Origin of the sequence: Micromonospora sp. HM134, assembly GCF_007833915.1 — a bacterium.
GTDB classification, from domain to species: Bacteria; Actinomycetota; Actinomycetes; order Mycobacteriales; family Micromonosporaceae; genus Micromonospora; species Micromonospora wenchangensis.
Genome location: NZ_CP041061.1, coordinates 990,693 through 1,004,306 on the forward strand (window position 1 = coordinate 990,693; position 13,614 = coordinate 1,004,306).

At 73.2% G+C, this 13,614-nt stretch carries 13 protein-coding genes and 1 tRNA gene; 9 read left to right on the top strand and 5 right to left on the bottom strand.

Annotated elements, in window-relative coordinates:
• The first annotated feature begins 4 nt into the window (after positions 1-4).
• The 5 genes from FJK98_RS04830 (at position 5) to FJK98_RS04850 (ending at position 3,584) form a co-directional block, all read left to right on the top strand.
• Positions 5-565 (top strand): hypothetical protein, encoded by a 561-nt coding sequence (locus tag FJK98_RS04830; RefSeq protein ID WP_145922574.1) that lies wholly within the window; start codon positions 5-7, stop codon positions 563-565.
• A gap of 92 nt (positions 566-657) precedes the next feature.
• Positions 658-1,995, top strand: coding sequence for an NAD(P)/FAD-dependent oxidoreductase (locus tag FJK98_RS04835; protein WP_145917953.1), 1,338 nt, complete (start codon positions 658-660; stop codon positions 1,993-1,995).
• 151 nt (positions 1,996-2,146) lie between these two features.
• Positions 2,147-2,230 (top strand) — tRNA-Leu (locus tag FJK98_RS04840).
• 108 nt (positions 2,231-2,338) lie between these two features.
• The gene (locus tag FJK98_RS04845; RefSeq protein ID WP_088642890.1) at positions 2,339-3,160 is read left to right on the top strand and encodes a Bax inhibitor-1/YccA family protein; all 822 of its coding nucleotides are present in this window, start codon (positions 2,339-2,341) and stop codon (positions 3,158-3,160) included.
• Positions 3,161-3,263: 103 nt separating this feature from the next.
• The gene (locus FJK98_RS04850) at positions 3,264-3,584 is read left to right on the top strand and encodes a hypothetical protein (protein ID WP_145917954.1); all 321 of its coding nucleotides are present in this window, start codon (positions 3,264-3,266) and stop codon (positions 3,582-3,584) included.
• 3 nt (positions 3,585-3,587) lie between these two features.
• Here FJK98_RS04850 and FJK98_RS04855 read toward each other — a convergent pair whose 3' ends face one another.
• The 3 genes from FJK98_RS04855 to FJK98_RS04865 all read right to left on the bottom strand — a co-directional run bounded on the left by FJK98_RS04855 (position 3,588) and on the right by FJK98_RS04865 (position 6,921).
• Positions 3,588-4,850, bottom strand: coding sequence for an acetyl-CoA C-acetyltransferase (locus tag FJK98_RS04855; protein WP_145917955.1), 1,263 nt, complete (start codon positions 4,848-4,850; stop codon positions 3,588-3,590).
• Between the two features lie 132 nt (positions 4,851-4,982).
• Positions 4,983-5,786 carry an SGNH/GDSL hydrolase family protein gene (locus FJK98_RS04860; protein ID WP_145917956.1) on the bottom strand — a complete coding sequence of 268 codons (804 nt, stop codon included), beginning with the start codon at positions 5,784-5,786 and terminating at the stop codon, positions 4,983-4,985.
• A gap of 85 nt (positions 5,787-5,871) precedes the next feature.
• On the bottom strand, positions 5,872-6,921 hold the full coding sequence (locus tag FJK98_RS04865) for an SGNH/GDSL hydrolase family protein (protein WP_145917957.1): 1,050 nt from the start codon (positions 6,919-6,921) through the stop codon (positions 5,872-5,874).
• Between the two features lie 181 nt (positions 6,922-7,102).
• Between FJK98_RS04865 and FJK98_RS04870 the strand changes: the two genes are divergently transcribed.
• The 3 genes from FJK98_RS04870 (at position 7,103) to FJK98_RS04880 (ending at position 9,972) form a co-directional block, all read left to right on the top strand.
• On the top strand, positions 7,103-7,459 hold the full coding sequence (locus FJK98_RS04870; protein ID WP_145917958.1) for a YkvA family protein: 357 nt from the start codon (positions 7,103-7,105) through the stop codon (positions 7,457-7,459).
• Between the two features lie 75 nt (positions 7,460-7,534).
• Positions 7,535-8,905, top strand: a complete 1,371-nt coding sequence (locus tag FJK98_RS04875; protein WP_145917959.1) for a cystathionine beta-synthase — start codon at positions 7,535-7,537, stop codon at positions 8,903-8,905.
• Between the two features lie 158 nt (positions 8,906-9,063).
• Positions 9,064-9,972, top strand: a complete 909-nt coding sequence (locus FJK98_RS04880) for a protocatechuate dioxygenase (RefSeq protein ID WP_145917960.1) — start codon at positions 9,064-9,066, stop codon at positions 9,970-9,972.
• 3 nt (positions 9,973-9,975) lie between these two features.
• Here FJK98_RS04880 and FJK98_RS04885 read toward each other — a convergent pair whose 3' ends face one another.
• Both FJK98_RS04885 and FJK98_RS04890 read right to left on the bottom strand, forming a co-directional pair.
• On the bottom strand, positions 9,976-10,494 hold the full coding sequence (locus FJK98_RS04885) for a GNAT family N-acetyltransferase (RefSeq protein WP_145917961.1): 519 nt from the start codon (positions 10,492-10,494) through the stop codon (positions 9,976-9,978).
• A complete protein-coding gene (locus FJK98_RS04890) occupies positions 10,491-11,420 on the bottom strand; it encodes a ribonuclease Z (RefSeq protein WP_145917962.1) in 930 nt (309 codons plus the stop codon). Before FJK98_RS04890 ends, FJK98_RS04885 begins: the two co-directional genes overlap by 4 nt.
• Before the next feature lie 472 nt (positions 11,421-11,892).
• Here FJK98_RS04890 and FJK98_RS04895 point away from each other — a divergent pair, with 472 nt between their 5' ends.
• Positions 11,893-13,611, top strand: a complete 1,719-nt coding sequence (locus FJK98_RS04895; protein ID WP_145917963.1) for an alpha/beta hydrolase domain-containing protein — start codon at positions 11,893-11,895, stop codon at positions 13,609-13,611.
• Positions 13,612-13,614: the final 3 nt, after the last annotated feature.

Below are 13,614 nucleotides of genomic sequence, written 5' to 3' on the forward strand. Positions count from 1 at the left end.
CCCGGTGGACGCGGCCCGGGAACGGGTCCGGGCGGCGGGTACGGCGGTGCGCCGGGTGGCCCTGCTGCCGTTGCTGGTGCGCGGTCTGGTCTTCCTGGTGGTGCTGGCCGGGCTGCTGCTGGCGTACCCGGTGGAGCTGTTCCAGGCCCGGTCGCTGCTCGCGCTGACGGTGGTGGCGGTGCTGCCGGCGGTGGCCCCGCGCCGGATCTGGCCGACCTTCGCCGCGTTGGTCACGGTGGGCGGTTGGGTGTTCGCCTCGGCCGGTTACGACCGGCCGATCGCGTTGTGGCGGTTGTTGGCGGTGGCGACCCTGCTCTACCTCGGACACACGCTCTGCGCCCTGGTGGCCGTGCTGCCCTACGACGGGGCGATCGACCCGGACGTCGTGCTGCGCTGGCTCACCCGGGCCGGCGCGGTGGTGCTGGCGTCGGCGGTGATCGGGGTGCTGCTGACCCGCTCGGGGCAACTCGGCCCGGATGACGGTTTCCAGGTCGCCACCGTGGTGGGACTGCTGGTGGCGGTGGGTCTGACCGGGTTGCTGGGCTGGCTGCTGCGCCGCAGATAGCGCGACGTTGTGCAGCTCACAGGTGTTGTGCTCCGTCACAGATGGGGGTCTCGAGGGGTATTACCGGAGCCGCCCGGGGAAAGATGGATGACGTGAATCCGAAGCGGATCCTTGTCGTGGGTGCCGGGCACGTGGGCCTGTACGCCGCTCTGCGCCTGTCCAAGAAGCTGAGCTCCCGTGAGGCCGAGGTCGTCGTGGTCGACCCGCAGCCGCACATGACGTACCAGCCGTTCCTGCCCGAGGCGGCGGCCGGCAACATCTCCCCCCGGCACTCCGTGGTGCCGCTGCGACGCGAGCTGCGCCGGTGCAAGGTCGTCGCGGGCGCGGTGACCCGGATCGACCACAGCCGCAAGACCGCCGTGGTGCAGCCGATCTCCGGCCCGACCCGGGAGATCGCCTACGACCACGTGGTGGTGGCCCCCGGCTCGGTGTCCCGCACCCTGCCGATCCCCGGCCTGCACGAGCACGGGATCGGGTTCAAGACCATCGGCGAGGCCATCTACCTGCGCAACCACGTGCTGGACCGGCTCGACGTGGCCGCCGCCACGCCGGACCCCGACGTCCGCCGCTCCGCGTTGACCTTCACCTTCGTCGGCGGCGGCTACGCCGGCATCGAGGCGTTGGCCGAGATGGAGGACATGGCCCGGGACGCGCTGCGCTACTACCCGGAGCTGAAGCCGGACGACATGCGCTGGGTGCTGGTCGAGGCGACCCAGCGGGTGCTGCCCGAGGTCGACCGGGACATGGGCGCGTACACGGTGCAGCAGCTGCTCAAGCGGAACATGGACATCCGGTTGGACACCCGGCTGGAGTCGTGCGTCGACGGTGTGGTGAAGCTCTCCGACGGCGACAGCTTCCGCTCCGACACCATCGTCTGGACGGCCGGCGTGAAGCCGTCGCCGATGCTGGACCGCACCGACTTCCCCCGCGACGAGCGGCGTCGGGTCACCTGCCTGCCCACCCTCCAGGTCGTCGACGGCGACCGGGTGGTGGAGGGGGCGTGGAGCGCCGGTGACTGTGCCGCCGTCCCGGACCTCACCAAGGAGCCGGGCAACTACTGCTCACCGAGCGCCCAGCACGCGGTGCGGCAGGCCGCCCGGATGGCCGACAACATCGCGCTGGTGGTGCGGGGCCGGGAGCCGGTCGACTACAAGCACAAGCACGCCGGTAGCGTGGCCAGCCTCGGCCTGCACAAGGGCGTGGCCCAGGTGTACGGCATCAAGATGAAGGGCTGGCCGGCCTGGTTCATGCACCGGACGTACCACATGAGCCGGATCCCGTCGTTCAACCGCAAGGTCCGGGTCGTGGTGGACTGGTCGCTGGCCTTCTTCCTCAAGCGTGAGGTGGTCGCGCTCGGCCAGTTGCACGACCCGCGCGAGGAGTTCGCGGAGGCTTCGCAGCCGATCCCGATCACCAGCAGGGCGGCCTGACCGCCCGGTCCGACGCGCCGGTCGCCCCCGCCCGCTCCCGGGTGGGGGCGACCGGCGTTCGCCGTTCCGCAGGGGCGGACAGGGTACGCCGGGGCGACGCGGAACGGCTACCGTGAGACTGCACCGTCGCGCATCGACGTGACGCGCCCCCGCCCGGGTGGTGGAACGGCAGACACGGCCGCCTTAAAAGCGGCTGCCGCAAGGCGTGCGGGTTCGAGACCCGCCCCGGGCACCACACTCTCAGCTTTCCCACAGCCTCCCGACCGGCGGCGGTCGGGCCCCGCCGTTTACCCTGGAAGGGCACGTTTGCGTGCGACTGACCCCCTGAGGGAGGCCTGAGACAGTGAAGACCTCGAACCCGGTGCTCGCCCGGCTCGGCCAGGCGGCCGAGCGGGAGCGTTCCGCCGGGTACGCCCAGCCCGGGCCGTACGGTTACGGACAGCCCGGCATTCCGCAGCAGTACCCGGGCCAGCCGGGCTCCCCGGTCGCCCCGACGGTGTCCGGCACGATGACGGTCGACGACGTCGTCGTCAAGACCGTCGCGCTCCTGGCCATCCTCGGCGTCTCCGCCGCCGCCGCCTGGATCGTGGTGCCGGATTCGGTGCTCGGCGTCGCCTGGATCGGCGCCGCGATGGTCGGCCTGGTCCTCGGCCTGATCATCTCGTTCTCCCGGGTCGCCAACCCGGCCCTGGTCGTCGCGTACGCGATCGTCGAGGGCGCGTTCGTCGGCCTGGTCAGCAAGGTCTACGAGACGGCCTACCAGGGCATCGTGCTCCAGGCCGTGGTCGCCACCTTCGGCGTCTTCTTCGTGATGACGATGCTCTACAAGGCGCGCGTCATCCGGGCCACCCCCAAGTTCGTCAAGGGCATGATCGCCGTGATGGCCGGCCTGTTCGCCGTCATGCTGATCAACCTGGTGCTCGCGCTGTTCGGCGTGAACACCGGCCTGCGCGACGGCAGCCCGCTGGCCATCGGGTTCAGCCTGGTGTGCATCGTGGTCGCCTCGCTGAGCTTCGTGCTCAGCTTCAAGGAGGTCGAGGACGGCGTCCGGATGGGGCTGCCGGCCCGCTACTCCTGGACGGCCGCGTTCGGCATCGTGGTCAGCCTGGTCTGGCTCTACCTGGAGATGCTCCGCCTGATCAGCTACTTCCAGGGCGACGACTGACGGTTTTCGCACCCGACGCCCGCCACCGCGACCCCGCGGCGGCGGGCGTCGTCGTCTGCGCGGTCGGCCCGGGGCCGGTCGGTGGTGCGTAGACTCGCCGACGATGAGCGCAGCGGAGTTGGACCGGGCGGTGACGGCGCTGGTCGGTCAGGTGGGCCACTGGCAGCAGCCGCGCTGGGCGGCGGTCGCCACGGGTGGCAACGTGTCCCGGGCCGACCTGGTGCACAAGCTGGTGCAGGAGGTCGCCGAGCTGGCGGCCGACGCCGAGGGCGGGCCCCGGCGGGACGTGCCCCGGTTGGCGCATCCGATGGCGCTGCCCGACCAGCTCCGGGTGGTCACGGCGGATCTGGTCGCCGCCGGCCCGCCCGAGGCGGTGCTGGCCGGGGCCGCCGCCCTGGTGGCGGCGACCCGCGGCGCGCTGTAGGGCTCAGTTGAGCCGTTCGAGCACCATCGCCATGCCCTGACCGCCACCGACGCACATGGTCTCCAGGCCGATCGTCGCGTCGTGCCACTGCAGGGCGTTGAGCAGGGTGCCGGTGATCCGGGCGCCGGTCATCCCGAACGGGTGGCCGACGGCGATCGCCCCGCCCATCACGTTGACCTTCTCCTGCGGGATGCCGAGCTGCCGGTACGACGGGATCACCTGGGCGGCGAACGCCTCGTTGATCTCGACCAGGTCGACGTCGTCGACGGTCATCCCGGCCCGGCGCAGCGCCTGCCGGGACGCCTCGACCGGGCCGAGGCCCATGATTTCCGGCGACAGGGCGGTGACGCCGGTGGAGACGATCCGGGCCAGCGGGGTCAGCCCCAGCTCGTCGGCCCGCTGGGCGCTCATCACCACCACGGCGGCGGCGCCGTCGTTGAGCGGGCAGCAGTTGCCGGCGGTGATCCGGCCGTCCGGACGGAACACCGGCTTCAGCCCGGCCACCGCCTCCGGGGTGACCCCGGCGCGCGGGCCGTCGTCGGTGCCGACCACGGTGCCGTCGGGGGTGGTGACCGGGGTGATCTCGCGGGCCCAGAAGCCGTCGGCGATGGCCTTCTCGGCGAGGTTCTGGCTGCGGACGCCGAACGCGTCCATCTCCTCCCGGGTGACGTCGTACACCTGGGCCAGGTTCTCCGCCGTCTGCCCCATGGCCAGGTAGATGTCGGGGAGCTGACCGGCCTCGCGCGGGTCGGTCCACACCTCGGCGCCGCCCTGGGCGCGGGCCACCGACCGCTGCTGCGCCTCGGCGAACCGCGGGTTCTCCCAGCCGCCGCCGACCAGCGCCTGCGCCTCGGGTGGCAGCGTGTCGGAGTTGCCCCGGGCGTACCGGGAGACCATCTCGACGCCGGCGGAGACGAAGACGTCGCCCTCCCCGGCCCGGATCGCGTGCATCGCCATCCGGGTGGTCTGCAACGACGACGCGCAGTAGCGGGTCAGCGTGGCCCCGGGCAGCCCGTCCAGGCCCATCAGGGTGGCGACCACCCGGGCCAGGTTGAAGCCCTGCTCGCCGCCGGGCAGCCCGCAGCCGAGGTAGAGGTCGTCGATGGTGGTGGGGTCGAGCCCGGGGACCTTGTCCAGCGCGGCCTGGACGATGGTGGCGGCGAGGTCGTCCGGGCGGACCTCACGCAGGGAACCCTTGAACGCGCGGCCGATGGGGGACCGGGCGGTGGCGACGATGACGGCGTCGCGGGACGACTCAATCGGCATGAACCAACGTTAACTTGACGGTAACTTGACGCGGAAGGACGCCGACCAGCGGGAAATGTCACCCGTACCGGCCCGGCCGGACCCGCCCGCCGGCCGCGACCCGTCGCAGCCGGCGGAACGGATCGAGGCCGGTCAGTGCCGGGAGGCGACGTTCGCGGCGGCGACGACCGCCGGCAACAGGGCGTGCGCCCAGACCCGGTAGCCGTCGGCGGACGGGTGGAACCCGTCGTGGCAGAGCGTCCCGGCGTCGGCCCGGAACACCGGCCCGGTCTCCGTACCCAGGTCGACGACCGTCCCGCCGGCCTCCAGCACGGCGGCGGTCTGCGCCCGCGCGACCCGCCGGCCCGACCAGCCGATCACCTGCCGTAGCGGCGGGGCCACCGCGCGCACCGCGCCCAGGTCCGGGCAGGTGCCGACGACGACCTCGACCCGGGCCTCCCGCAGCCGGCGCACCGCCGAGGCGAGGTACGCCGCCGCCTCCGCCGGCCGCCGCATGGCCGTGGCGTCGTTCGCCCCGATCAGCACCACCGCGACGTCCGGCCGGTCACCCAGCAACGCCCGCGCCACCTGGGTCGCCAGGTCGGTGGAGCGGGACCCGGACACCCCCACGCTGGACAGGTGCACCCGCCGGCCGGTCGGCCCCTCGGTCAGCAGGTGGGCGAGCTGACCGCCGACCGTCTCGTCGAAGCGGGCCACCCCGACGCCGAGCGCCGAGGAGTCACCGAGCAGCACCAGCCGCAGCAGCGGGGCGCCTACCCGGCCGACCGTGGCCCGCAGCGCCAGTCCCAGCTCCGGCTGGGCGTAGTCGCGGTTACGGGCCGCCACCGCCTGACCGGCGAGCACCGCCGCACCACTGATCGTCCCGGCGACCAGGGAGACCGCCGCGGCCTTGCCGAGCCGTACGGCCAGCTCGCCGCCGAGCGAGCGGCCCGTCACGGTGTCACCGCCCGGGGGCCCACGGCGGCGGTGACCGGCCCGGCGGGGCACCTGCGGCACCCGGTGGTTCGCTCGCTGCGCTCGCTCATGCCAGTCCCTCCAGTTGGGGTGAGTCGGCCCCGGTGCCGGGTTGCGGCACCGGGGCGACGCCGAAGAAGGCCCGCCGCCGCAGCTGCGCCCAGCGACCGGCCGGGCCGTGGTCCCGGCCCCGGACCTGCGTGCCGCTGACCTCCGTGCCGGCGTTGCGGGCCGCCTCGTGGGCGGCCTGGGGCAGCGACCGTACGCCCTCGCCCGGGGCCAGCGTCGGCCGGCGCTCCCCGCTGCCGAGCGCCGACAGCACGGTCGGCAGGAGCGCGGCGGCGGCCATCGCGTACCCCTCGGCGGAGGGGTGGAACCTGTCCCAGGCGAACATCCGGGTCGGCTCGGCGGCGAACCGGGGTCCGAGCAGGTCGCCGAGGGAGACCGTCCAACCGCCCGCCTCGACCACCGCGACCGTCTGGGCGGTGGCGAGCTGCCGGCTCCACCGCCGGGCCAGCCAGCGCAGCGGGGGCTGGATCGGCCGGATCGCCCCCAGGTCGGGGCAGGTCCCGACGACCACCTCGCACCCGGCGGCGCGCAGCGTGCGGACCGCGTCGACCAGGTGGCGCACGGCGACGGGGTAGGACGTGCGGTTGGTGATGTCGTTGCCGCCGACCAGGATCACCGCGACGTCCGGGGTGCAGTCCAGGGCCGCCTCGACCTGTGGGCGCAGCCCGGCGGAGAGCGCGCCGACCACGGCGAAGCGGTGCACCCGTACGGCCCGGTGCAGCCGCCGGGACAGCCCGGTGGCCAGCAGCGCGCCCAGGGTCTCGCGCCGCCGCGCCACCCCGTAGCTGGCGGCGGAGGAGTCACCGAGGATCACCATGGTCAGCGGCGGGCCGGGGATCTTGGCACCGTAGACGCCGTCGCAGCGTGGTGGTGGGGCCTCCGCCATCGGGATGGTGCGCCGGGCCTGCCGGGCCTGCCCGAGCAGCACGCCGCCGGTCGCGGCGACGGCCGCCACGGTGGCACCTGTGCCGATCGCCGCCAGCCGGACCAGCTGCCAGGCGCGGTGCCAGCGCGGACCAACCGGTACGACGGAACCTGCCACCCCCATACAGCGACATTATCGCGCCGCAGCGTCACCCCGCCTCCGTCAGGACGGCCGGTTTTCGGGCTGGGCGGCGACGGTTCTGGGTACCTGGTCGGGTGGCGGGGGCACCCGTGGGTGCCCCGCCGCAGGTGGCGGCGGCTTGCGCGGGCCAGTCACGCTGGTCGGTGGAGAGGGGCTGGATGAGATGGGTAGGACATTGAAGCGCACCGCGGCGTTCACGGCGCTGGCCCGGTCGCTGGCGGCCGGCGCCCGGGGTGGTCCGTCGCTGGGCGCCCGGCTGGCGGCGCTGCCCCGGATGATCCGGGCCACCGCCAAGGGCGAGTACGACGGCGGCCTCCGGCTGGCGATGATGACGGCCGCGGCGGTCTACGTGGTGTCGCCGGTCGACCTGGTGCCGGAGCTGTTCCTGACCGTTCTCGGTCTGGTGGACGACGCCGTCATGGTCACCTGGCTGGCCGGCAGCGTGCTGTCGGAGACCGAGCGCTTCCTGGAGTGGGAGGCCCGCCGGGCCTCCGTCATCCCCGGTCATGTGACGCTCTGAGGGCACGTACGCTGAGCGACGAAGGACCGTCTGCCAGGCCGCCGTCGTCGGCGCCGCAACGAAGGGCACAACGAGGTGCAGTACTACGACAACGTCGTCGACCTGATCGGTAACACCCCGCTGGTGCGGCTGCGTAACGTCACCGCGGGCATCCGGGCGACCGTGCTGGCCAAGGTGGAGTACCTCAACCCGGGCGGCTCGGTGAAGGACCGGATCGCGCTGCGGATGGTGGAGGACGCCGAGGCCGCCGGGATTCTCCGCCCCGGCGGCACCATCGTCGAGCCGACCAGCGGCAACACCGGTGTCGGGCTGGCCCTGGTGGCCCAGCTCAAGGGCTACCACTGCGTCTTCGTCTGCCCCGACAAGGTCAGCCAGGACAAGCAGGACGTGCTGCGGGCGTACGGGGCCGAGGTGGTGGTCTGCCCGACCGCCGTCGCCCCGGAGGACCCCCGGTCGTACTACAACGTCTCCGACCGGCTGGCCCGGGAGATCCCCGGCGCGTGGAAGCCCGACCAGTACAGCAACCCGGCCAACCCGCGCTCGCACTACGAGACCACCGGGCCGGAGCTGTGGAAGCAGACCGGGGGCGGGCTCACCCACTTCGTGGCCGGGGTCGGCACCGGCGGCACGATCTCCGGTATCGGGCGCTACCTCAAGGAGGCGTCCGAGGGGCGGGTGAAGGTGATCGGGGCGGACCCGGAGGGTTCGGTCTACTCCGGCGGCACCGGCCGGCCCTACCTGGTCGAGGGGGTCGGTGAGGACTTCTGGCCCGAGACGTACGACCGGGGTATCGCCGACGAGATCGTCGAGGTCTCCGACAAGGCGTCCTTCGAGATGACCCGACGGCTGGCCCGGGAGGAGGGTCTGCTGGTCGGCGGCTCCTGCGGGATGGCCGTGGTGGCGGCGCTGGAGGTGGCCCGCGCCGCCGGCCCGGACGACGTGGTCGTGGTGCTGCTGCCGGACAGCGGCAAGGGCTACCTGTCCAAGATCTTCAACGACCGGTGGATGGCCCGGTACGGCTTCCTCGACCACTCGGGCACCGAACCGACGGTCGCCGACGCGCTGGCGAGCAAGCCGGGCGGCCTGCCCGAACTGGTGCACGTGCACCCGACCGAGACGGTCCGCGACGCCATCGACTACATGCGCGAGTACGGCGTCTCCCAGCTCCCGGTGCTCAAGGCCGAGCCGCCGGTGGTGACCGGTGAGGTGGCCGGTTCGATCGCCGAGCGGGATCTGCTGGACGCCCTGTTCACCGGCCAGGCGCACCTGCACGACACCATCGAACGGCACATGGCCGACCCGCTGCCGATGATCGGTGGCGGTCAGCCGGTGAGCGAGGCGGTCGGCATGCTGGAGAAGTCCGACGCGGCGCTGGTGCTGGTCGACGGCAAGCCCAAGGGCGTGCTGACCCGGCAGGACCTGCTCGCCCACCTCGGCGCGCACTGATCCGACGCACCTGCGGGGCCCCTTGCGGTGGGAGGGGCCCCGCAGCGTGTCCGGGTCGACCATTCACAGCAGGGGGACAGGAGCGGCACAGAGGGCGTCCGTGCAGCCTGCCTACCGTCGGGGTCAGCCGAGAGGCACCGACCCACGGGAGGAACGACATGCGCCACGACCTCGACCACCACGAGGGGCAGCGGGTCAGCCGCCGCCGTTTGATCGCCGGAGTCGGCTCGATCGGGTTGGCCGGTCTGCTCGCGGCCTGCGGCCGGGACGGCGGCACGGTCACCACGTCGACCGGGGAAACCGTGTCCCCGCAGGCGACCGCCAGCACGTCGGCGGACCTGGCCGCGCTGTTCGGCGCGGCGAACACCTGCACGTTGACCGCGAGCACCACGCAGGGCCCGTACTACTTCGATGCCGACAAGATCCGCAGCGACATCCGGGAGGACCGGGCGGGCACCCGGCTGCGGGTGGCGATCCGGGTGCAGGACAGCGAGCAGTGCGGGCCGCTGGCCGACGCCGTCGTGGAGATCTGGCACTGCGACGCGGCCGGCCTCTACTCGGGGGCGGAGGCCCAGTCGTCCGGCGCGTCGGGCGGCGGCGCGCCGTCCGGTGGCACCCCGCCCAGCGGCACGCCCGGTGGCAACCCGCCCACCGGCAACCCGCCCGGGGGTGGGGCGGCCCCCGGCGGCGGTGCCGAGGGGTCGGCGGCGGACCTGACGCCGACCGACGACAAGCGTTACCTACGCGGCGCCCAGGTCACCAACGCCGACGGGATCGTCGAGTTCACCACCATCTGGCCGGGCTGGTACCGGGGCCGCACCACGCACATCCACGCGATGGTGCACGTGGGCGACAACCGGGTGCTGACCACCCAGATGATGTTCGACGAGACCCTCAACAGCAGGGTGTACGCCGCCGCGCCGTACGCCGCGCACACCGGGCGGGACACGTTCAACGACAACGACAGCATCTACGCCGAGACGATGCTGACGAAGGTCGTCGAGGACGGCGACGGCTACCTCTCGGTGATCAACTTCTCGGTCGACGCGGACCGCGACGGCACCTGACGGTCAGCAGCCCGGTAGCTGCCGGGCGTAGCGGAGCTGTGCGGTGGGGGCGCGCCCGATCCGCTCCTTCCGGCGTTCGCCGGTCGCCTGCCAGCCGCCGCGCTCGTAGAAGTGCCGGGCCGCGAGGTTGCGTTCCAGCACCCACAACACCCCGCGACGCCAGCCCCGGGCGCGCATGGTGTCCAACGCGTCCACCATCAACGCCCGGCCGGTGCCCCGGCCCCGTTCGGCCGGGTCGAGGTGGATGGCGTTGAGCAGCCCGGTCGCCGGGTCACCCGCGTCGTCCGGGCCGAGGTAGCTGAACCCGACCAGCCGGCCGTCCCGTTCGGCCACGGTCATCAGGTGCTCGTCGCGTTCCCACGTCCACCGCTCGACCCAGTAGGTGCCCATCGCCTCGGGCGTCGGGTCGGCCAACGCCTCCGCCGGCAGGAACGACGAGTAAGCCGCGACCCGGGACCGCTGGTGCAGGGCGCCCACCGGCATCAGGTCGTCGGCGACGGCGGGACGGAGCGTGACGGTCACCCGGCCGAGGCTACCCGCCGGGGCGGGACGGGCACGGTGGTCAGGTCCTCGGCGACCACCAGCTCCCCGGTGAAGTGCTCACGGGCCTCGTCGTGGAAGCGGCGCGGGTCGGCGTACCGCTGGGAGAAGTGGGTGAGCACCAGGGTGCGTACCCCGGACTCGGTGGCGACCCGGGCGGCCTGGCCGGCGGTCAGGTGGCCGACCTCGGCGGCGAGCGCGGCCTCCGACGCCAGGAACGTCGCCTCGATGACCAGCAGGTCGGCATGCTCGGCGAGGGCGAACACCCCGTCGCAGAGGCCGGTGTCCATCACGAAGGCGAACCGCTGCCCCGGCCGGACCACGCTCACCTCGTCCCGGGTGACGCGGCGTCCGCCGACGTCCAGGTGGCCGGCGCGCAGCAGCTCGCCGACGGCCGGTCCACCGATGCCGTACGCGGACAGCCGCTCCGGCAGCATCCGGCAGCCGTCCGGCTCGACCAGCCGGTACCCGTACGTCTCGATCGGGTGCCGCAGCCGGCGGGCCTCCAGCGTGCCGACGCCCAGGGTGATCCGCTGCCCGTCGGCGGTGATCGGCTCGACGGCCAGCTCGGCGGTCTCGTGGAAGCTGCTGGCGTGCCGCAACCGGGCGAAGTATTCCGCGCCACCGGCGGGGAAGTGCACCGCCACCGGGTGCGGCACCCGGTCGAGGGAGAGCCGCTGGATGGTGCCGGGCAGGCCGAGGCAGTGGTCGCCGTGGAAGTGGGTGACGCAGATCCGGGTCAGGTCGGTGGCGGTGATCCCGGTGTGCAGGAGCTGTCGCTGGCTGCCCTCGCCCGGGTCGAAGAGGATCACCTCGTCGTCCCAGCGCAGCACGTAGCCGTTGTGGTTGCGCAGCCGGGTGGGGGTCTGGCTGGCCGTGCCGAGCACGGTCAGCTCCCGCATGGACACCGCCGGCCTCCCCCGGAGACGAAGCGACCCCCGGGGCTTCCGTGCTCGCGCACGGGCCGACTGGACTGGGTCGGCACCCCGGGGGTCGGGTGGCTGTCGTGGATTCGCCGCACCGCTGCCACACGGTCTCGACGATCATGCTGGTCGTTCACTGTCGAGGACAGCGGCTAGCGGACAGCCACCTCACGAGTCCGATTGCTATACAAGTCTGGACCACCTCCTTTCCCGTGTACCGCCACGCTACCCACTGCACCCCGGGTGCCGGTAGTGATTTTTTGCGCGGTCCTGCGGTCGGGGGTCGCCCGTCGCCGGTCGGGCGCTTCGGAGGACTTTTGCTCAACGAAGCGAAAGTTCGTGTTCATCTGGCCTATCTTTCGCCTGATGTGAGCATTACTCTCTGCCCCACAGTGGCCACCTCCCGCCGCTGCCCGCCCGAGCCGTCCCCTCGGTCGCTCCCCCCGTGAGGTGAACCGTGCCCGTCTCGTCCACCACCCGCAGGAACACCCGACGATCCCTGACCCTCGGCCTGGTCGGCATGCTGGCCGTCGCCGCCGGCCCGGTCCCCCCGGCGGACGCCGCCGCGCCGGCCACCACCCGGCCGTCCACCGCCACCGGCGCGAACGTGGCGAACCCGGTGGTCGCCGGACCGATCGCCCGGACCACCCCGGTCGGCGACCCCGGCCACGGCTACCCGTTCCTCGCCACCGACGTCAACCTTGCCGCCGCCGGCTACGTCGAGGAGGAGTTCTTCCTCTTCGGCACCGCCACCCGGTACGCCGTGCAGGGCACCCAGAACGCGACGACCATCGCCACCGACCAGCCCTACGGCACCCGGCTGGTGGTCCGCCGGCCGGCCAACACCAAGAAGTTCAACGGCGTGGTGGTCGCCGAGTGGAACAACGTCAGCAACCAGTGGGACCAGGAGGTCGACTGGTTCCAGTCGCACGAGCACCTGATCCGCTCGGGCTACGCCTGGGTCGGGGTCTCCGCCCAACGGGCCGGGCTGCACTCGGCCACCGGGCTCAAGGTGTGGAGCCCCACCCGGTACGGCCCGCTGGACGTCACCGTGGGCGGCACCGTCACCGACGACAGCCTCTCGTACGACATCTTCAGCCAGGCGGTGAAGGCGGTCCGCAACCCGACCGGCGTCGACCCGCTGGGCAAGCTGCCCGCCCCGCAGTACGTGATCGCCACCGGCCACTCGCAGTCGGCCGGCCGCCTCGCCAACTACTACAACGGCGTCCAGCAGTCGGCGAACGTGCTCGACGCGGTCGTCCTGCACGGCGGCGGCGGGGTGCTGCGGACCGACCTGACGACGCCGGTGTTCCGGATCAACTCCGAGGGGGACGTGGCGAGCGGCATCCTGCCCGCCGCCGCCCGCGCCCAGGCCGACTCGCCGGTGCTGCGCTCCTGGGAGGTGGCCGGTGCCTCGCACGGCGACTGGAAGCTGATCACCGACTACGGGCCGCTGCGCAAGCGGGACATCGGCAGCTACCCCGGTGGCTACCCGGGCGAGCCGCAGACCTGCACGCTGCCCTCGCTGTCGCGCATCCCGCAGCACATGGTGCAGAACGCCGTCTACGACCACACCGTCGCCTGGGTCGCCCAGCAGGTGGCCCCGCCCAGCGCCCCGCCGATCCGGACGACCACCACGACCCCGCCGGCTGTCGCCCGCGACGAGCTGGGGCTCGCCCTCGGTGGCATCCGGCTCGCCCAGCACGAGGTGCCGCTGCGGGTCAACAGCGGCAGCAACACCGGGCCCGGCTTCTGCTTCCTCGACGGCAGTTCGGTGCCGTTGACCGACGCGCAACTCGCCGCCCGCTACCCGACCGTCGCGTCGTACGTGGACGCCAGCGTCGCGGCCACCCTCGCCGCCGCCGACGCCGGCTACCTGCCCGCGTCGTACACCCGCGACCCCGCCTGGTACTCCGACCTGCGTGACCTCATCACCGAGTACGTCGCCGCCGGCCGGATCACCGAGTACGTGGCGGCCCGGCTGGAGGACCGGCTCCAGCGCGCCGAGCAGGCCGGCACCGCCGGGAACGCGGCCCGCGCCGGTGAACTGCTGGGGCAGCTGGCCGACCGGGCGGAACAGCGGATCACCGGTGACCCGGCCGCCCGGGACGCGGTGCTGCGGGTGACCGGGGCGCTGATCGCCCTGCTCGACGCGGCGCAACGCGGTAACCGGTGACCC

Coding starts and splice junctions, on each gene's coding strand:
- FJK98_RS04850 (WP_145917954.1), top strand. CDS start 3,264: ATGAGCGCAGCGGAGTTGGACCGGGCGGTGACGGCGCTGGTCGGTCAG.
- FJK98_RS04855 (WP_145917955.1), bottom strand. CDS start 4,850: ATGCCGATTGAGTCGTCCCGCGACGCCGTCATCGTCGCCACCGCCCGG.
- FJK98_RS04865 (WP_145917957.1), bottom strand. CDS start 6,921: ATGGGGGTGGCAGGTTCCGTCGTACCGGTTGGTCCGCGCTGGCACCGC.
- FJK98_RS04870 (WP_145917958.1), top strand. CDS start 7,103: ATGGGTAGGACATTGAAGCGCACCGCGGCGTTCACGGCGCTGGCCCGG.
- FJK98_RS04880 (WP_145917960.1), top strand. CDS start 9,064: ATGCGCCACGACCTCGACCACCACGAGGGGCAGCGGGTCAGCCGCCGC.